The organism is Aeromonas sp. S9(2024) (assembly GCF_041403185.1).
In the GTDB taxonomy this organism is placed as follows: domain Bacteria; phylum Pseudomonadota; class Gammaproteobacteria; order Enterobacterales; family Aeromonadaceae; genus Aeromonas; species Aeromonas enteropelogenes.
Genome location: NZ_JBGLRE010000002.1, coordinates 208,671 through 224,619, shown reverse-complemented (window position 1 = coordinate 224,619; position 15,949 = coordinate 208,671). Strand labels below are relative to the sequence as shown.

Below are 15,949 nucleotides of genomic sequence, written 5' to 3'. Positions count from 1 at the left end.
CTCTCGCGCCATGGCGTCAGGGTGTGACCCCGGTCAGACCGGCGCCAGCCGCTGGTGCAGGCTGCGGTAGTAATCGTCGGCCAGCAGGGCCTGATGGGGGGCACACAGGCGGATCTGGCCCTCTTCCATCAGGGCGATCCTGTCCATCCGCTCCAGCCCCAGCAGGCGGTGGGAGATGAGCAGCAGGGTGCGATCCGCCCCCAGCTCGAACAGCAGCGCCATGATCTCCCGCTCGGTCTGGCTGTCGAGCCCTTCGGTCGGCTCGTCCAGCAACCAGAGCGGGGCGTCGTGCAGCAGGGCGCGGGCGATGCCGATGCGGCGCCGCTCACCGCCGGAGAGCGGTCGGCCGCCATCCCCGAGCCAGGCATTGAGGCCGGTATCGCTCAGATCTTCATCATCCTCCAGCAGGTTGCCAAGGCCTACCCGGTTCAGTACCTCGACCAGCTGTTCGTCGCTCGCGTCGGGGGCGGCGAGCTTGAGGTTGCCGCGCAGGGTATCGGCAAACAGGTGCACCCGCTGGCTCACCACCGAGATGGAGGCGCGCAGCGCCCCTTCGCTGTAAGCGGTCAGCGGCTTGCCATCAAGCAGGATCTTGCCCGCCTGCGGGCTCCATTCGCGGGTCAGCAGCCCCATCAGGGTGGACTTGCCGCAGCCGGTCTGGCCCAGCAGCGCCAGCTTCTCGCCAGCATGCAGTTGCAGGGTGCAGCCACGCAGCACCGGATGGGGGTTGCCGGGGTAGCCGAAATAGAGGTCGTTGATCTGCAGGGCGCCCTGGGGAGCGTGACGCTCCTCCTCCCCCCACTCGGGAGCCTTGGCCTCCTGCAGGACCTCGTTGAGGCGGCGGGCTGAGGTGAGGCTGGTGGAGAGGTGCTGGAAGGCGCCGGCCAGCGGCATCAGGGCCTCGAAGCTCGCCAGGGTGGCAAACACCATCAGCGCCGTGATGGGATCCGGCGTCGCTCCTGCCACGCCATGGCCTGCCAGCCACAGCATCAGGGTCAGGGTCCAGCCGCTGAGCAGCTGCACCGAGGCGTTGGCCAGTCCGCTCACCCTGGCCATGCGGGCCTGGGCGCGCAGCAGGGCCTGTTCTGCCTGTTGCAGCTCGCCAAGGGCCTTGGGGGCGGCGGCGAACATCTGCAGCTCGGCCTGACCGTCCAGATAGTCCACCATGCGGGTGCGCAGACTCGATTTTTCGGCGATCAGCGCCTGCCCGGGTTTGCGGCCGAGGAAGTAGAACACCAGCGGCAGGGCGATCATGCCAAACAGCAGGATAGCGCCCAGAGTGAGGGCCAGCTCGCTGTCAAAAAAGGAGAGGAAGAGCACCAGGCCGGCGCTGCTGAGCAGGGCCGCCCCTATGGGGGTGAGCAGGCGCAGGTAGACGTGGTCCATCGCATCGATGTCGGCCACCAGGCGGTTGAGCAGATCTGCCTGGCGAAACCCGGCCAGGGCGCCGGTGGCAAGGGGCGAGAGCTTTTGCCAGAACCAGACTCGCAGCCGGGTCAGTACCCGGAAGGTGGCATCGTGGCTGACTACCCGCTCACCCCAGCGTCCGGCGGTGCGGATGATGGAGAAGAAGCGCACCCCGCCTGCCGGCGTCATGTAGTTGAAGTGATCGCGGGTGGCGGCCGCCATCCCCGCCACGGCGGCGGCGGAGAGGAACCAGCCGGAGAGTGACAAGAGCCCCATCCCGGCCGCCAGGGTCACCAGTGCCAGCAGCAGACCGATGGATAGGCTGAGCCAGTGCTGGCGGTAGAGGCGCAGAAACGGCAAGAGATCAGTCATCGAGAGAACCCTCGTTACGTTGGGACAGCAGGCGGGCAAAGGGCCCCTGCGCGGTACTGAGTTGCTGGAAGCTGCCTTCTTCCACCAGCTTGCCGCGCTCCAGCACCAGGATCTTGTCCATCTTGGTGAGCTGATCGAGGCGGTGGGTGATCATCAACAGGGTCTGATCGGCCATGGCCTGCTCCAGCGTGGTCATGATGGCGCGCTCGGAGTGGCGATCCAGGCTGGCGGTGGGTTCATCCAGCACCATCAGCTGGGTGGATTTGAGCAGGGTACGGGCCAGCGCCAGGCGCTGGGCCTGACCGACGGAGAGGCCACCTGCCTGATCCCCCACCGGATAGTCGAGCCCCTTCTCCATGGCAAATTCCCACGCCTGGGCCCGTTTCAGGGCATCTTCCAGCTCGGCGTCGCTGGCCGATGGCTTGGCCAGCAACAGGTTGTCCCGCAAGGAGGCGTGGAACAGCTGGGGGTTCTGGGAGAGCCAGCCCAGCTGCAGGCGCCACTGGCTCATGTCGAGGGTAGCCAGCTCCTGACCGTTGACCTTGAGCTCGCCTCGATAGGGGGCAAAGCCGAGCAGGGCGTTGACCAGCGAGCTCTTGCCTGCGCCGCTGACACCGATAAGGGAGGTGCGTGAACCAGCTTCCAGGGTGAAGTCGAGGGGGCCGACCAGCACCTTGCCCTCGGCGCTCAACACCTCGAGGGCGCGTGCTTCCACCCGGATGGGGCTGTCTGCTTGAAAAGGCGCGTTGCCAGAGGCCGGTTCACTCACCTCGGCCTCGAGAAATTCCAGCAACTGTTCGGCGGCGCCGATGGCCTGCGCCTTGGCGTGATAGTGGGCGCCGAGCTCGCGCAGGGGCGCGTAGAACTCGGGGGCGAGGAACAGTACGAACAGGCCGGTAAAGAGGGTCACCTTGCTGCCATAGTGGCCGAAGTTCAGGTGATCGATATAGGAGAAGCCAAAGTAGACGGCTACCAGAGCCACCGAGAGGGCGGCAAAGAACTCCAGCACGGCGGTGCTGAGAAACGCCAGGCGCAGCACTTCCATGGTGCGCTCGCGAAAATCTTCCGAGGCATCGCGAATGGCTTCCCCTTCCGCCTGGGTGCGCATGAAGAGTTGCAGGGTGCGCAAGCCCTTGAGGCGATCGAGGAAGTGGCCGGAGAGACGGGCCAGTGCCTGGAAGTTGCGGCGGTTGGCATCGGCGGCGCCGACCCCCACCAGGATCATGAAGACCGGAATAAGCGGCGCCGTACCCAGCAGAATAAGGCCCGCGGCCCAGTTGACCGGGAACACGGCCACCAGGATCACTAAAGGTATAAAGACGGCGATGGCCATCTGCGGCAGATAGCGGGAGAAGAAATCCTGCATGTTTTCAATCTGTTCCAGCAGCAAGCTGGCCCAGCTGCCGGCCGGGCGGCGCTGGATATAGGCAGGGCCGAGCCGGCCGAGGCGGGTGAGCACCAGCTCGCGGATGGTCTGGCGCACCGCGCTGCCCGCCTGAAAACTGGTCACTTCGCGGCCATAGGCCAGCACTGCCTTGCCGAGGGTCACCAGCAGCAGGGTAATAAAGAGCGGGATGGATTGCTCCGGAGTCGACCCTTCGATGATGAAGCCATGCAGCAGGGTCGCCAGCAGCCAGGCCTGCGCCACCATCAGCACGCCCTGGCCCAGGCCAAATGCGATGGAGAGGCCGATCCAGCGGCGACCGTGACTCGATTGCTTGCGCAACCAGCCATAGAGACGTTTTTGCGTTTTTTTATCCATTACCACCATCCTCGCGTCGAGTGGCGCAAGACTATCCTTGCCGTTTGGCCTTGGCAACCTTGTAAATTATCTGTGTTCTAAATGTTTGGCTGAAAAAGCAACCGCCTGTTCAATCCTTGTCCGAACAGATTGATTTATTGAAAAAATTGACGGAGGTAGCATTGCGCTCGGCGGCAAAATGCATATAGTAGGAGCCCTGACGCGGGTGTAGTTCAATGGTAGAACGGTAGCTTCCCAAGCTGCATACGTGGGTTCGATTCCCATCACCCGCTCCAAATTCCAGATGGCAGCCAAGGCTGTTGTCACCCCAGCCAGCAGGCTGTCTGTCGTGGGTATTCCCTCACACCAGAACGAGTTTTGATGCCAGGCGGGCATCGTATAATGGCTATTACCTCAGCCTTCCAAGCTGATGATGCGGGTTCGATTCCCGCTGCCCGCTCCAGCTTCCAGTCAAAAGCCCACTCCTGCGAGTGGGCTTTTTGCTTTCTCTCCCATTGCTTCCAGACTTCACTGCCTGCCTTTTGGTCAGGGTGAACCATTTCCACTGATTGCTAGGTGGCGAAGGGATGAAATCCGGAGCGAAGAAATGAAAAAGGCGCCGAGGGCGCCTTTTTCTAATGCGTTGCAAAGAGCCTTATTCCTGCTCCAGCTCGCCACAGAAGCGGTAGCCTTCGCCATGGATGGTGGCGATGATCTCCGGGGTGTCGCCCACGCTCTCGAAGTGCTTGCGAATGCGGCGGATGGTCACGTCCACGGTACGGTCGTGGGGCTTGAGCTCGCGGCCGGTCATCTTCTTGAGCAGCTCGGCACGAGTCTGGATCTGACCCGGGTTTTCGCAGAAGTGCAGCATGGCGCGGAACTCGGAGCGCGGCAGCTTGAACATGTCGCCGGTGGGGCTGACCAGGGCACGGCTGTTGATGTCCAGCGCCCAGCCGTTGAACAGGTAACGCTCGACCAGCTTTTTCTCTTCGCCGCCAGCGGCCACATTCATGGTGCGGCTCAGCAGGTTGCGGGCACGGATGGTCAGCTCGCGCGGGTTGAACGGCTTGGTGATATAGTCGTCGGCACCGATCTCCAGACCCAGGATCTTGTCCACTTCGTTGTCGCGGCCAGTCAGGAACATCAGGGCGATGTTGTCGTTTTCACGCAGTTCACGGGCCAGCAACAGGCCATTCTTGCCCGGCAGGTTGATGTCCATGATCACCAGATTGATGGTGTGGGAAGTGAGGGCCTGGTGCATCTCGTCGCCATTGTTGGCCTCGAGCACGACATAACCTTCAGCCTCAAAGATGCTTTTCAGGGTGTTACGGGTGACCAGTTCGTCTTCGACGATCAGAATGTGTGGTGTTTGCATGAAAATTCCCAGATTCTTATCAGTTAATTATCTTAAATTTAACACTCTTTGGCGTATCAAGCCGAATTCCTGACTGATCCTGAAAATTAATTACGTCATCCTGGGTATGAGAGTCAGGTCGGAATATCGCGAATTTGGCATCAGCATTGGCAAACATCCCTGTGCCACATTTTGGCTCCCAACAAATCTGATAAAGAGAAGCCCGGAAAGGTCATCCATGACGGAAAGTTGCGGTATTTTATCAGTTAACAGGAGCATAACAACACTCTTTGCTGTCAGATAGCAACTTTTTAACTCTGTTTTGATATAGGTCAAACCCCAAGTTCACAGCATGATACTTGGCCTGATGACGATTTTTACCCCTATTAAATGTAATGGAATGTAACATGTGATTGACATGATTTTGTGGGAAAACTACAAGAAAATCCGCTTTATTGCGCCATTTGAGCCGCCTCCCTGGCCTGCTTTTGCCATTATCACCGCCTGGAATCCTGCCAGTCAGCCGATGAGTGAACGTCGCAACCTGCGCCGTGAAAGGGCCTTGTGGCGGCAACTGGAAGGGGAGAGCGTAGCCGGCCCCTTGTGGGGATCTTCCCCTGATGAGCAGTGGCGCGAGTCATCGCTGGCGGTGGCGTTGCCGCTGGCGCGGGCCTGCGAGCTGGCGGTCCGTTTCGGCCAGAATGCCCTCTACTGGGTAGAGGAAGGGCAGCTTTGGCTGGTACCGGTATTGATTGAAAACACAGCAGTTTGTTTGGGCAATATTGAATCCTACTGGATTGCCAGAACGCCAATCCGATGAAAGAATGAACACCTTCATGCATCTGAAAGGAATCAAATCATGCTGGATCTACTGCCCGACCTCTGCGATCAGCACGGTGATGTGCTGCAAGTGGCCGACCCCGTGTTTCAGGATTTTGGCGGTAAGGATATTTTTTACGGCCGCGCCGTTACCCTCTCCTGTTACGAAGACAACAGCTTGGTGCGGGAGCTGGTGACGCGCCCTGGCCAGGGGCAGGTGATGGTGATCGACGGTGGCGGCTCCTTGCGCCGCGCCCTGCTTGGGGATCAGCTGGCTATCAAGGCGGTGGAGCAGGGGTGGGAAGGCATTTTGATCCACGGTGCCGCCCGGGATGTGGGGACTCTGGCGACCCTGGCGCTCGGAGTCAAGGCGTTGGCGGCCTGTCCGGTCAAAACCGAGAAGCGGGGACTGGGAGAACTCGGCGCCGTGGTCAGTTTTGCCGGAGTGACCATTCACGAAGGGGATTATGTCTACGCGGATCGCAACGGCGTGGTAGTGAGTGCCACACCGCTGCTCTGATGATCAGAAGGTAAAGCCGACTCCCAAAGTGAGTGCCTGCTCGGCCGTAAAGGCGCCAATGCCATAGTTGGCGGTGAGGGAGAGTCTGGGGGTCAGCAGCAGGCTGGAGTTGAGTTCCAGCAGGGTGCTCTCTTGGTCGAGTGCCAAGTGGGTGATCTGGCTGCCAATATGGATGGAGGGGGAGAGCTGGTAGCGCACCCCCGAGCTCATGTTGAAGCCGGATTGGCGGTTCTGATCCGCCACCGCCGGGCCGGCCTCCATGAAAACAGTCATATCATCCATCACCGGGTACTGATAGCCGCTGTTGACCAGCCAGAGATCAAAACTGTCGCTGTGATGAGCCTGCTGATTGAGCAGCACCCCGGAGTAGCTCTTCATGTAAAGCGCGGGGTCCGACTCCTGCTTGAAGAGATCCCAGTCGGCGGCCTGAACGGCCATGCTGGCGCAGGATGCAAGCAGCGTGATGATGAGCGATCTGACCATTCGTTTCCCCTCCATGGGTCCGGAACTGGATCCAAGCATGGCACATGCCAGCTGTTAGTAAAGGGGACTCGGATCACAATAAATTTCGTTGGCCTGAGTCCCATACCGTGGTAAACAGGCGGTCGAATTGATGGTTCTAATCATTAAGAGGTGAATTCATGAGCAAGAAGCTGATATTACTGGCCGCTCTGGCCCTGGGAGGCTGCGCCGTGGCAACGGGTTCCAACATGGCTCAACTGCAGGCATCCGATTGGCAGTTGCAAGGTGCAACCGGCGATACCTTCACTTTGCATGTTGCAGACGGCAAGGTGGCGGGCAAGGGCGCCTGCAACCGCTTTTTTGGCGCCATCACCAAGCAGGGTGACGGTGTTCTGGCGCTGGGCCCCATGGGGGCTACCCGCATGATGTGCATCGGGGATCAGATGGGCAAGGAGATGGAGTACCTGCAGACTCTGGAGAAGGTTGCCAGCTACACCATCAATGGCAACCAGCTTACCCTGAGCGATGCCAACAAGGCGGAGCTGCTGACCTTCAACGCCGTGCCGGCCAAGTAACGGCGCCGGTTTTTCGGCCGTGGCAACGCCCTCCTTTTGGAGGGCGTTGCTGTTTCTGGCATATCTCGTCGCAACTGGGCCGCTTTGTTTCCGCGATGAGAGTCTTGTTTGGTTGTGTCGGCAAATTGATCATTTCAATAATTCTTGTATAGTTGAAATGAAGATTGCAGCCGAGGGTTCAAGATGAACAGAGAAGTGGCCACCAAGGTATTCGAATCGCTCGCATCCGGCATCCGGCTCGATGTGTGGCGCCTGCTGGTCAAGGCCGGGCTGGAGGGAAAGGTGGCCGGAGAACTGGCCAGCGAGCTCGACATCGCCCCCAACACCCTGTCGTTTCATCTCAAGGCGATGCTCAATGCCGGCCTCTTGTCGGTGGAACAGGAGGGGCGCTTCCTGCGCTACCGCGCCAATATTCCCCTGATGCTGGATCTTATCGGCTATCTCACCGAGGAGTGCTGCGCCGGCCACCCGGAGGCGTGTGGCGTGATGCGCGCCGAGTCTACTTGCTCCCCCCATGTTTTGCCCGCGCAGTCCTGCTGCAACAAGGAGTAATGCCATGTCAGTCATCCAGATATTCGACCCTGCGCTCTGCTGTGCCAACGGTGTCTGTGGCACCAAGGTCGATCAGGCCTTGGTTACCTTTGCCGCCGATCTGGCCTGGGCCAGGGAGCAGGGCGTTGCCATCGAGCGTTTCAATCTGGCCCAGCAGCCGCTGCAGTTTGCCGAAACACCAGCGGTCTGCGCCTTTCTGACCCACGCCGGAGAGGAAGGGTTGCCGCTGGTGCTGGTGGATGGTCAGGTGGTACTGACCGGCCGTTATCCGAGCCGCGGCGAGCTGGCCCGCTATGCCGGGCTGCCTGCGCCGCAGGCCACCATCAAGGGCATAGTGAAAGGTGGCTGCCGTCCTGGCAGTGGTTGCTGTTAAGTCCGGAGAGTTCCGGAACCATGCCCTTGAGCCGACAGGAGAGTCTATGTACCAGTTTCTAAGCAGTCCGCCGCCGTTTCTCTTTTTCACCGGCAAGGGCGGGGTGGGCAAGACCTCGCTGGCTTGCGCCAGTGCGGTCGCCCTGTGCGATGCCGGCAAGCGGGTGCTGCTGGTGAGCACGGATCCCGCCTCCAACGTGGGGCAGGTGTTTGCCACCGGGATCGGCAATCGCATCACCGCCATCGCCGCTGTGCCCGGTTTGTCGGCGCTGGAGATAGATCCCCCGGCGGCGGCCAAAGCCTATCGGGAGCGGATCGTCGGCCCGGTGCGCGGCAAGTTGCCCGAGCGCGTGGTGCGCAGCATAGAGGAGCAGCTCTCCGGCGCCTGCACCACCGAGATCGCCGCCTTTGACGAGTTCACCGCCCTGCTCACCGACCCGGCGCTGCGCTCGGAGTACGACCATATCCTCTTCGACACCGCCCCCACCGGCCACACCATCCGCCTGCTGCAGCTGCCGGGGGCCTGGAGCGAATTTCTGGCGCAGGGCAAGGGGGATGCCTCCTGCCTGGGCCCGCTGGCGGGGCTGGAGAAACAGCGCAGCCAGTATGCCGAGGCTGTCGCCGCGCTCTGTGACGGTACGCAAACCCGGCTGGTGCTGGTGGCGCGCGCCCAGCATTCCACCTTGCGGGAAGTTGCCCGCACCCATGAGGAGCTGGCGGCCATCGGTCTGGCGAACCAGCAGCTGGTGATCAATGGGCTCTTTCCGGAGTCGGCCATCGTTGGTGACGGGCTGGCGCAGGCCCTCTGGCAGCGCGAACAGCAGGCCCTTGCCGCCATGGCGCCGGGGATCAGAGGGCTTACGCAGGATCAGATCCCCCTCCTTGCCACCAATCTGGTGGGGCTAGAGAGCCTGCGCCAGCTGCTGCAGCCGCAGGTGGTTTGCGAGTTGGCCCCTGCTGCTTCATCCCCTCTCCAGGGCACCCGGCCCGAGCTCGGTACCCTGGTGGATGAGCTGGCCGCCGACGGTCACGGCCTCATCATGCTGATGGGCAAGGGCGGGGTGGGCAAGACTACCCTGGCCGCTGCGGTAGCGGTGGAGCTGGCGAGCCGCGGCCTGCCGGTTCACCTTACCACCTCGGATCCCGCCGCGCACCTCGGCGAGACGCTGGCTGGCACACTTCCCCATCTCGAGGTGAGCCGCATCGATCCCCACGTCGAGACCGAGCGTTATCGTGCTCAGGTGCTGGCCACCAAGGGGGCTGCGCTGGACGAGCAGGGGCGGGCGCTGCTGGAGGAGGACTTGCGCTCCCCCTGTACCGAGGAGATCGCCGTGTTTCAGGCCTTCTCGCGCATCATTCGCGAGGCGGGCAAGCGCTTCGTGGTGATGGATACCGCTCCCACTGGCCACACCCTGTTGCTGCTCGACGCCACCGGCGCCTACCACAGGGAGATTGCCCGCCAGATGGGGAGCAAGGGGCTGCACTTCACCACCCCCATGATGCAGCTGCAGGACCCCAAACAGACCAAGGTGCTGATCGTCACCCTGCCCGAGCCCACCCCGGTGCAGGAGGCGGCCAATCTGCAGGCCGATCTGCGCCGCGCCGGCATCGAGCCCTGGGCCTGGCTGGTCAACCACAGCTTGCAGCAGAGCGAGGTGAGATCCCCCCTGTTGCTGCGGCGGGCCGAGGGGCAACAGCCCCATATCGAGGCGGTCGAACGGCAGCACGCCAGCCGCTTTGCCGTAGTGCCGCTCTTGGCCGAGGAGCCGGTGGGGGCGGACGCCCTGCGCCGCCTCTGTCAGCACCACTGAACAGTCAGCATCACTGAACAAGGGCCCCGGCCGCGTGGTCGGGGCTGATGAACATTTGTCGTTAACGAAAGAGATGCGGGATGACCGCATCGGGAGCCCTCATGTCTGCAACCTGTGATGCCAAGAGCCAACCGGCGATTGGCTTTTTTGAACGTTACCTCACCGCCTGGGTGGCCCTCTGCATTCTGGTGGGGATTGGGCTCGGGCAGGGCTTGCCGGATCTCTTCAAGGCCATCGGCGCCATGGAGGTGGCCAAAGTCAACCTGCCGGTGGGGCTGCTGATCTGGGTGATGATCATCCCCATGTTGCTCAAGATAGACTTTGGTGCCCTGCATCAAGTGAAGGGGCACCTCAAGGGGATTGGGGTCACCCTCTTTATCAACTGGCTGGTCAAGCCCTTCTCCATGGCCTTCCTCGGCTGGCTCTTCATCCGGGTGCTGTTTGCCGACTGGTTGCCGGCGGATCAGCTCGACAGCTATGTGGCGGGGCTGATCCTGCTGGCGGCTGCCCCCTGCACCGCCATGGTGTTTGTCTGGAGTCGGCTGACCAACGGCGATCCCTACTTCACCCTGTCGCAGGTGGCGGTGAACGACCTCATCATGGTGTTTGCCTTCGCTCCGCTGGTGGCGCTGCTGCTCGGGGTCTCCAGCATAGTGGTGCCTTGGGATACCCTGCTCACCTCTGTGGTGCTCTACATTGTCATTCCGGTCATCATCGCCCAGCTGCTGCGCAAGGCTTTGCTGAAAAAGGGAGAGGCCCATTTTGACGGCATCATGACCCGCATCCAGCCCTGGTCGGTGGCGGCCCTGCTGCTCACCCTGGTGCTGCTGTTCGCCTTTCAGGGCAACGCCATCATTGAGCAACCGCTGGTCATCGCCCTGTTGGCGGTGCCGATCCTGATCCAGGTGTTGTTCAACTCGGGATTGGCTTACTGGCTCAACCGCAAGGTGGGGGAGAAGCACTCGGTGGCCTGTCCCTCTGCCCTTATCGGTGCCTCCAACTTCTTCGAGCTGGCGGTAGCCGCCGCCATCAGCCTGTTCGGCTTTCACTCCGGCGCGGCGCTTGCCACCGTGGTCGGGGTGCTGATCGAGGTGCCGGTCATGTTGCTGGTGGTGCGCATCGTCAACGCCAGCAAACCCTGGTACGAAGCGGGGCTAAGCCGTTAACAGATGGCCGCTAACTGATGCTATCCATTTTCTATCCACTTGAGTCATGAGAGACATGCCAATGAGTGCAATCACCATCTATCACAATCCGGAATGTGGCACCTCCCGCAACACCCTCGAGCTTATTCGCAACAGCGGCGTCGAGCCGACCGTCATCCACTATCTGGAGACGCCCCCCTCCCGCGATCAGCTGGTGGTCCTGATCGCCGCCATGGGGATGCCGGTGCGCGAGCTGCTGCGCAAGAACGTGCCCCCTTACGAGGCGCTCGCTCTGGCGGAAGATCGCTTCAGCGATGACGCACTGATCGACGCCATGCTGGCCCACCCGATCCTCATCAACCGCCCCATCGTCGTGACGCCCCTTGGCACCAGACTGTGCCGCCCGTCGGAGCTGGTGCTCGATATATTGCCCGATCAGCAAAAAGGGGCCTTCGCCAAGGAAGATGGCGAGCTGGTGGTGGATGAGCAGGGCAAGCGTCTCAAGTAACCCCTTAAACCCCTTCGACGGGCCGGGTTTTACCCTGTTTCGGGTGGGACCCGTGCTCTTTTTGAAAAAGTTGCCCCTGCCAATCGTTTTACCGCTTTTTCTGTGATGCCAATCACTGTACCATCGCCGCCCGACCTGCCACCCGGCCGCATTTCTCCTCGCGACGGCGCTGGCGTCACCCGATACATGCTGTCACCCGGAACGTGAATGACCCCAGGATGGGACCCGCCACTAACCTGTAGGTTTGTGGTCTGTGTGTCGCGTGGGTCGGCACGCCTCCCGCCTGACCGTCTCGCGACACCCGTCTGCAGACTTGCCGTATGAAACTCCTCTCTTCATAGGTGCAAGATGACACTGTTATTGAGTCTGGTCGGTATGCTGGCCCTGATGTTTATCGCTTGGCTGGCGAGTGAAAACCGCCGTGCCATCCGTTGGCGAACCGTGCTGGGGGCGCTCGCCCTGCAGACCGGTTTTGCCGCTCTGGTGCTTTATTTCCCCCCCGGTCAAATCATGCTCGGTGCCATGAGCAATGGCGTCTCCGCCCTGCTCGGTTTTGCCGACAGCGGCATCCGCTTCGTGTTCGGCGATCTGGCGACCAACGGCTTTATCTTCGCCGTGCGGGTGCTGCCGCTGGTTATCTTCATCAGTGCGCTGATTGCCGTGCTCTATCACTTCGGCATCATGCAGTGGGTGATCCGGGTGCTGGGTGGTGGCATTCACCACCTGCTCGGCACCAGCCGCGCCGAATCCCTGGTGGCCACCGGCAATATCTTCCTCTCTCAGGGGGAATCCCCGCTGCTTATTCGCCCCTTCCTGGCTGGCATGACTCGCTCCGAGCTCTTTGCGGTGATGACCTGCGGCATGGCCTCGGTGGCAGGCTCGGTGCTGGGCGGCTACGCCGGTCTTGGCGTGGAGCTTAAATACCTCATTGCTGCCTCCTTTATGGCTGCGCCGGGGGGCCTGTTGATGGCCAAGCTCCTGGTGCCCGAGCAGGAGCGGGTGCGCGAGCAGGACGAGATCACCCTCGACAAGAGCGACTACAGCAACGCCATTGATGCCCTGGCGGGCGGTGCCATGAACGGCATGAAGATCGCCGTGGCCATCGGCACCATCTTGCTGGCCTTCGTCAGCGTCATCACCATGATCAATGCCGGCCTCACCATGGTCGGCGAGTGGTTCGGCTGGAGCGCGCTCACCCTGCAGCAGCTGCTCGGTTACCTGTTTGCCCCGGTGGCCTGGCTGATTGGTGTGCCGGCTGACGAGATGATGGCGGCAGGATCGCTTATCGGTCAGAAGGTGATCATGAACGAGTTCGTCGCCTATCTGGACTTCGCCTCCATCAAGGATCAGTTGAGCGCCCACTCCCAGATCATCATCACCTTCGCCCTGTGCGGCTTTGCCAACCTGGGATCGATTGCGGTGCAGCTTGGCTCCATCGGTACCCTGGCCCCTGAGCGCCGCCACGATGTGGCCAGCATGGGCCTGCGCGCCGTACTGGCCGCCACCCTGGCCAACCTGATGAGCGCCACCCTGGCGGGGATCTTCGTCTCCTTGGCCTGATAGGGTCGTGCGCTATCACACCCCGCCCGTCACCCGACGCGGCGGGGTGTTGTTTTTGTGGAGAGGGTGATTCTTCATAACCACAAAAATAGAAAAGCGGCATGAGCCGCTTTTCTATTCCAGTAATGTCACTTTGCTGTTCGCTGACGTTAGTCCATCAAAATTCGGCCATCATGGCCTTATAGTGGCAATCGTCCTCATACATCTGCTGAAATACCCGGTACTTGGCATCGTAGTAGCGTTTGCTCTTGTTGGCCTGGGGAGTGACTGTTTTACCGATACGGCTCATGGCATTCATGGCATCAGGGATGTCAGCATAAAAGCCTGCAGCCACTGCTCCCAGCATGGCAGACCCAAGCAAGACGGCTTCACTCTCTTCCGGTAGTAACATGGCACACCCTGTTGCATTCGCATGTTCTTGAATGAAAACAGGGTTTTTGGTTCCTCCGCCACATCCCATGATGGTATCTATCTCGTAACCTGCCGCGTTTTTGACCTCAATGATATGCCGGGTACCCAAGGCGATAGCTTGAATCGTGGCTAGATACTGTAGTGCCATATCTTCCAGAGTTCGGTTCATGGTCAACCCTGTCATTGAGCCCGTCAGGTGTGGGTTGGCGCGGGGTGAGCGATTGCCGTGGAAGTAAGGAAGCACATGACGATCCTTGGTCAGGTAAGCAATATCTTCTTTACTGCCAGCTAGTTGGAGCAACAACTCATTGAGCAGTTCATAGATGGTGAGCCCGGCGGCATCAGCTTGTGAGACTGCTTGTTCGTAGCATGGATGGGCGGTGATGACATGATCGATAAGCGCACCGGTTGCGGATTGTCCCCCCTCGTTGAGCCAATACCCCGGGATCATGGCACTGTAATAAGCTCCCCAGATACCATCAATAAAGCGTGCGGTTTTTGACACTGTCATATGGCAAGAAGATGTTCCCCCGATCAATGCCAGACGTTTGTTGAAATCGGCGGCTTCTCCGGTGGTACCCGCGGCACCTAATACACCAATGCCTCCAGCATGAGCATCAATAATGGAGGTGCCTACCCAGGTACCAATGACCAGCCCCAATTCCTGAGCTGCTTGGCGGGTCAGACCATTACCAGCAGGCTGTCCCATGGGGCGAATATCCGAGCCTATTGCGTGCGCATTGTTGCGTAGCAGATCATCAAGGCCAATAGATTCAAAAAAGCTTCTGTCCCATCGTTCTTTATGTCCCATGTAGGTCCATTTGCATACTGTGGAGCATAGAGAACGACTGTTGTCTCCGGTCGATTTCCAGGTCAGAAAATCTGGCAGATCGAAGAAATATCCGGCTTTAGCCCAAGTCGATGGCATGTGTTGTTTCAGCCACAAAAGCTTGGGGGTTTGCATCTCGGGGGAAATGGTATTGCCGACGAAAGCCAGTACAGGATGCTTGCCAGCATTGATCCTATCTGCTTGTGCAATAGCGCGATGATCCATCCACATGATGATGTTTTGTTCTTGTCGCCCTGTGGGGCTGACGGTCAGTGGCTGGCCCTGTTGATCAAGTACGACCAAGGAGCACGTTGCATCAAAACCAATACCTTTGACCTGAATAGGCTCTATGTTGGCCTGGGATACGGCATCACGTACGGCCATGCAGACGCATTGCCAGATATCATCGGATGACTGTTCAACAAAATTGGCGCTGGGCTTGAAGACTTGAATATTACGTTTGGCCTCACCGGTCTTGCGACCATAGATATCGAATACGCCGGCCCGGGCACTGCCGCTACCCACATCCACACCGATAAAATAACTACTCATAACGGGTTCCTATGCTTTGTACTTTTGCAGGGCGATGAAAAGAATGAGGATGCCCCCCCAAAGGGCCATGGTCAGGTAACTTGAAACACCCAACAGATTGAGACCACTTTCCAGGGTCTGTAGCACGATAAGAGCCAGACAGATGCCTATGATGCGACCGAAACCGCCATCAGGGTTGATACCTCCCAATACGGAGGCCAGGATGGCAACCAGCAAATATGACTCGCCATAGCCTGCCTTTGCCGAGTTGAACTTGGCCATCATGATCAATGCCGCGACCCAGCACAGCACCGAAGAGACTACATAGACATACATCAGAGATTTCTGGGTATTGATACCGGAAAAGCGGCTGGCTTTTTCGTTGGAACCAATTAGGTAAATGGTCCGGCCCAATGGGGTATGCTCCAGCATGGCCCACAGGCCCAGAGCAAATAGGGCAAACAGCACGAGGGGCATGGGGATCCCGAGAATGGAACCATTGCCTAGCGTAAGCAAGGCCTCCGGAAAACCGGAGATCACGCTTCCCCCGGAGATCAGTACATTCAGGCCGTTGATGAAGGTCATCATGCCCAGGGTCGCCAAGATTGGTGAGACACCGATATAAGCAATCAAGAATCCATTGGCCAACCCTACCGCGATGGCAGTCGCCAAACCGGCTGCCATCGCGGTGATCAACACCGGGGTGTTTTCCGGGCCGCCGGTAATAATACTGGCCATCACCAATGCACAAGCGTTGGTCGTCGCGATGATCGACAGATTGATACCACCGGTCAACATGCACACCATCATCGCCAGTGCCAGGATCCCCAGCAGTGGCATCTGGGATGACATGGACTGCAAGTTGGCCATTGAAAAGAAGGTGGCTCCCGAGCTCAGGGCCATCAGGAGGAAGATGATGGCCATAATCACCAGCAGATAGCGGATGTTTCTGTCCGTTGGCAGCTTCAGGGTATTCATTA

Annotated in this window: 15 protein-coding genes and 2 tRNA genes; 11 read left to right on the top strand and 6 right to left on the bottom strand. The window is 59.9% G+C overall.

What is annotated here, in order from left to right; all coding sequences use genetic code 11:
* Positions 1–33: 33 nt before the first annotated feature.
* On the bottom strand, positions 34–1,779 hold the full coding sequence (cydC, locus tag ACB028_RS04295; protein WP_042072956.1) for a cysteine/glutathione ABC transporter ATP-binding protein/permease CydC: 1,746 nt from the start codon (positions 1,777–1,779) through the stop codon (positions 34–36).
* Complete coding sequence (gene cydD, locus ACB028_RS04290) at positions 1,772–3,541, bottom strand: cysteine/glutathione ABC transporter permease/ATP-binding protein CydD (protein WP_371143597.1); 1,770 nt, start codon at positions 3,539–3,541, stop codon at positions 1,772–1,774. The genes cydC and cydD overlap by 8 nt, the downstream gene beginning before the upstream one ends.
* Positions 3,542–3,742: 201 nt before the next feature.
* Here cydD and ACB028_RS04285 point away from each other — a divergent pair.
* Together ACB028_RS04285 and ACB028_RS04280 are read left to right on the top strand one after the other, a co-directional pair.
* Positions 3,743–3,816 (top strand) — tRNA-Gly (locus ACB028_RS04285).
* 92 nt (positions 3,817–3,908) lie between these two features.
* Positions 3,909–3,983, top strand: a tRNA-Gly gene (locus ACB028_RS04280).
* Between the two features lie 192 nt (positions 3,984–4,175).
* Here the strand turns inward: ACB028_RS04280 and arcA are convergent.
* Positions 4,176–4,895 (bottom strand): two-component system response regulator ArcA, encoded by a 720-nt coding sequence (arcA, locus tag ACB028_RS04275; RefSeq protein ID WP_026456262.1) that lies wholly within the window; start codon positions 4,893–4,895, stop codon positions 4,176–4,178.
* Between the two features lie 397 nt (positions 4,896–5,292).
* Between arcA and ACB028_RS04270 the strand changes: the two genes are divergently transcribed.
* Together ACB028_RS04270 and ACB028_RS04265 are read left to right on the top strand one after the other, a co-directional pair.
* The gene (locus tag ACB028_RS04270; protein WP_082043468.1) at positions 5,293–5,694 is read left to right on the top strand and encodes a DUF3293 domain-containing protein; all 402 of its coding nucleotides are present in this window, start codon (positions 5,293–5,295) and stop codon (positions 5,692–5,694) included.
* 39 nt (positions 5,695–5,733) lie between these two features.
* Positions 5,734–6,213 (top strand): putative 4-hydroxy-4-methyl-2-oxoglutarate aldolase, encoded by a 480-nt coding sequence (locus ACB028_RS04265; RefSeq protein WP_042027665.1) that lies wholly within the window; start codon positions 5,734–5,736, stop codon positions 6,211–6,213.
* Positions 6,214–6,216: 3 nt separating this feature from the next.
* On the opposite strand, the gene ACB028_RS04260 is transcribed toward ACB028_RS04265, so the two are convergent.
* On the bottom strand, positions 6,217–6,696 hold the full coding sequence (locus tag ACB028_RS04260) for a hypothetical protein (protein WP_042027664.1): 480 nt from the start codon (positions 6,694–6,696) through the stop codon (positions 6,217–6,219).
* Between the two features lie 158 nt (positions 6,697–6,854).
* On the opposite strand from ACB028_RS04260, the gene ACB028_RS04255 reads away from it, so the two are divergent.
* From ACB028_RS04255 to ACB028_RS04225, 7 genes are all read left to right on the top strand, one after another.
* Positions 6,855–7,250 carry an META domain-containing protein gene (locus tag ACB028_RS04255; RefSeq protein ID WP_042027662.1) on the top strand — a complete coding sequence of 132 codons (396 nt, stop codon included), beginning with the start codon at positions 6,855–6,857 and terminating at the stop codon, positions 7,248–7,250.
* A 183-nt stretch (positions 7,251–7,433) separates the two neighbouring features.
* Positions 7,434–7,802: a helix-turn-helix domain-containing protein gene (locus tag ACB028_RS04250; protein WP_342010112.1), complete on the top strand. Its 369-nt coding sequence runs from the start codon at positions 7,434–7,436 to the stop codon at positions 7,800–7,802.
* Between the two features lie 4 nt (positions 7,803–7,806).
* Positions 7,807–8,175 carry an arsenite efflux transporter metallochaperone ArsD gene (arsD, locus tag ACB028_RS04245; protein ID WP_371143596.1) on the top strand — a complete coding sequence of 123 codons (369 nt, stop codon included), beginning with the start codon at positions 7,807–7,809 and terminating at the stop codon, positions 8,173–8,175.
* 46 nt (positions 8,176–8,221) lie between these two features.
* Complete coding sequence (gene arsA / locus ACB028_RS04240; protein ID WP_371143595.1) at positions 8,222–9,985, top strand: arsenical pump-driving ATPase; 1,764 nt, start codon at positions 8,222–8,224, stop codon at positions 9,983–9,985.
* 101 nt (positions 9,986–10,086) lie between these two features.
* Positions 10,087–11,151, top strand: a complete 1,065-nt coding sequence (arsB, locus tag ACB028_RS04235) for an ACR3 family arsenite efflux transporter (protein ID WP_371143594.1) — start codon at positions 10,087–10,089, stop codon at positions 11,149–11,151.
* A gap of 61 nt (positions 11,152–11,212) precedes the next feature.
* Complete coding sequence (gene arsC / locus ACB028_RS04230; protein WP_371143593.1) at positions 11,213–11,638, top strand: glutaredoxin-dependent arsenate reductase; 426 nt, start codon at positions 11,213–11,215, stop codon at positions 11,636–11,638.
* A 348-nt stretch (positions 11,639–11,986) separates the two neighbouring features.
* Entirely contained in the window at positions 11,987–13,198 is a 1,212-nt protein-coding gene (locus ACB028_RS04225) for a NupC/NupG family nucleoside CNT transporter (RefSeq protein WP_371143592.1), read from the top strand.
* 157 nt (positions 13,199–13,355) lie between these two features.
* On the opposite strand, the gene ACB028_RS04220 is transcribed toward ACB028_RS04225, so the two are convergent.
* Positions 13,356–14,990: an FGGY-family carbohydrate kinase gene (locus ACB028_RS04220; protein ID WP_371143591.1), complete on the bottom strand. Its 1,635-nt coding sequence runs from the start codon at positions 14,988–14,990 to the stop codon at positions 13,356–13,358.
* A 9-nt stretch (positions 14,991–14,999) separates the two neighbouring features.
* Positions 15,000–15,947, bottom strand: coding sequence for an ABC transporter permease (locus ACB028_RS04215; protein WP_342026214.1), 948 nt, complete (start codon positions 15,945–15,947; stop codon positions 15,000–15,002).
* Positions 15,948–15,949: the final 2 nt, after the last annotated feature.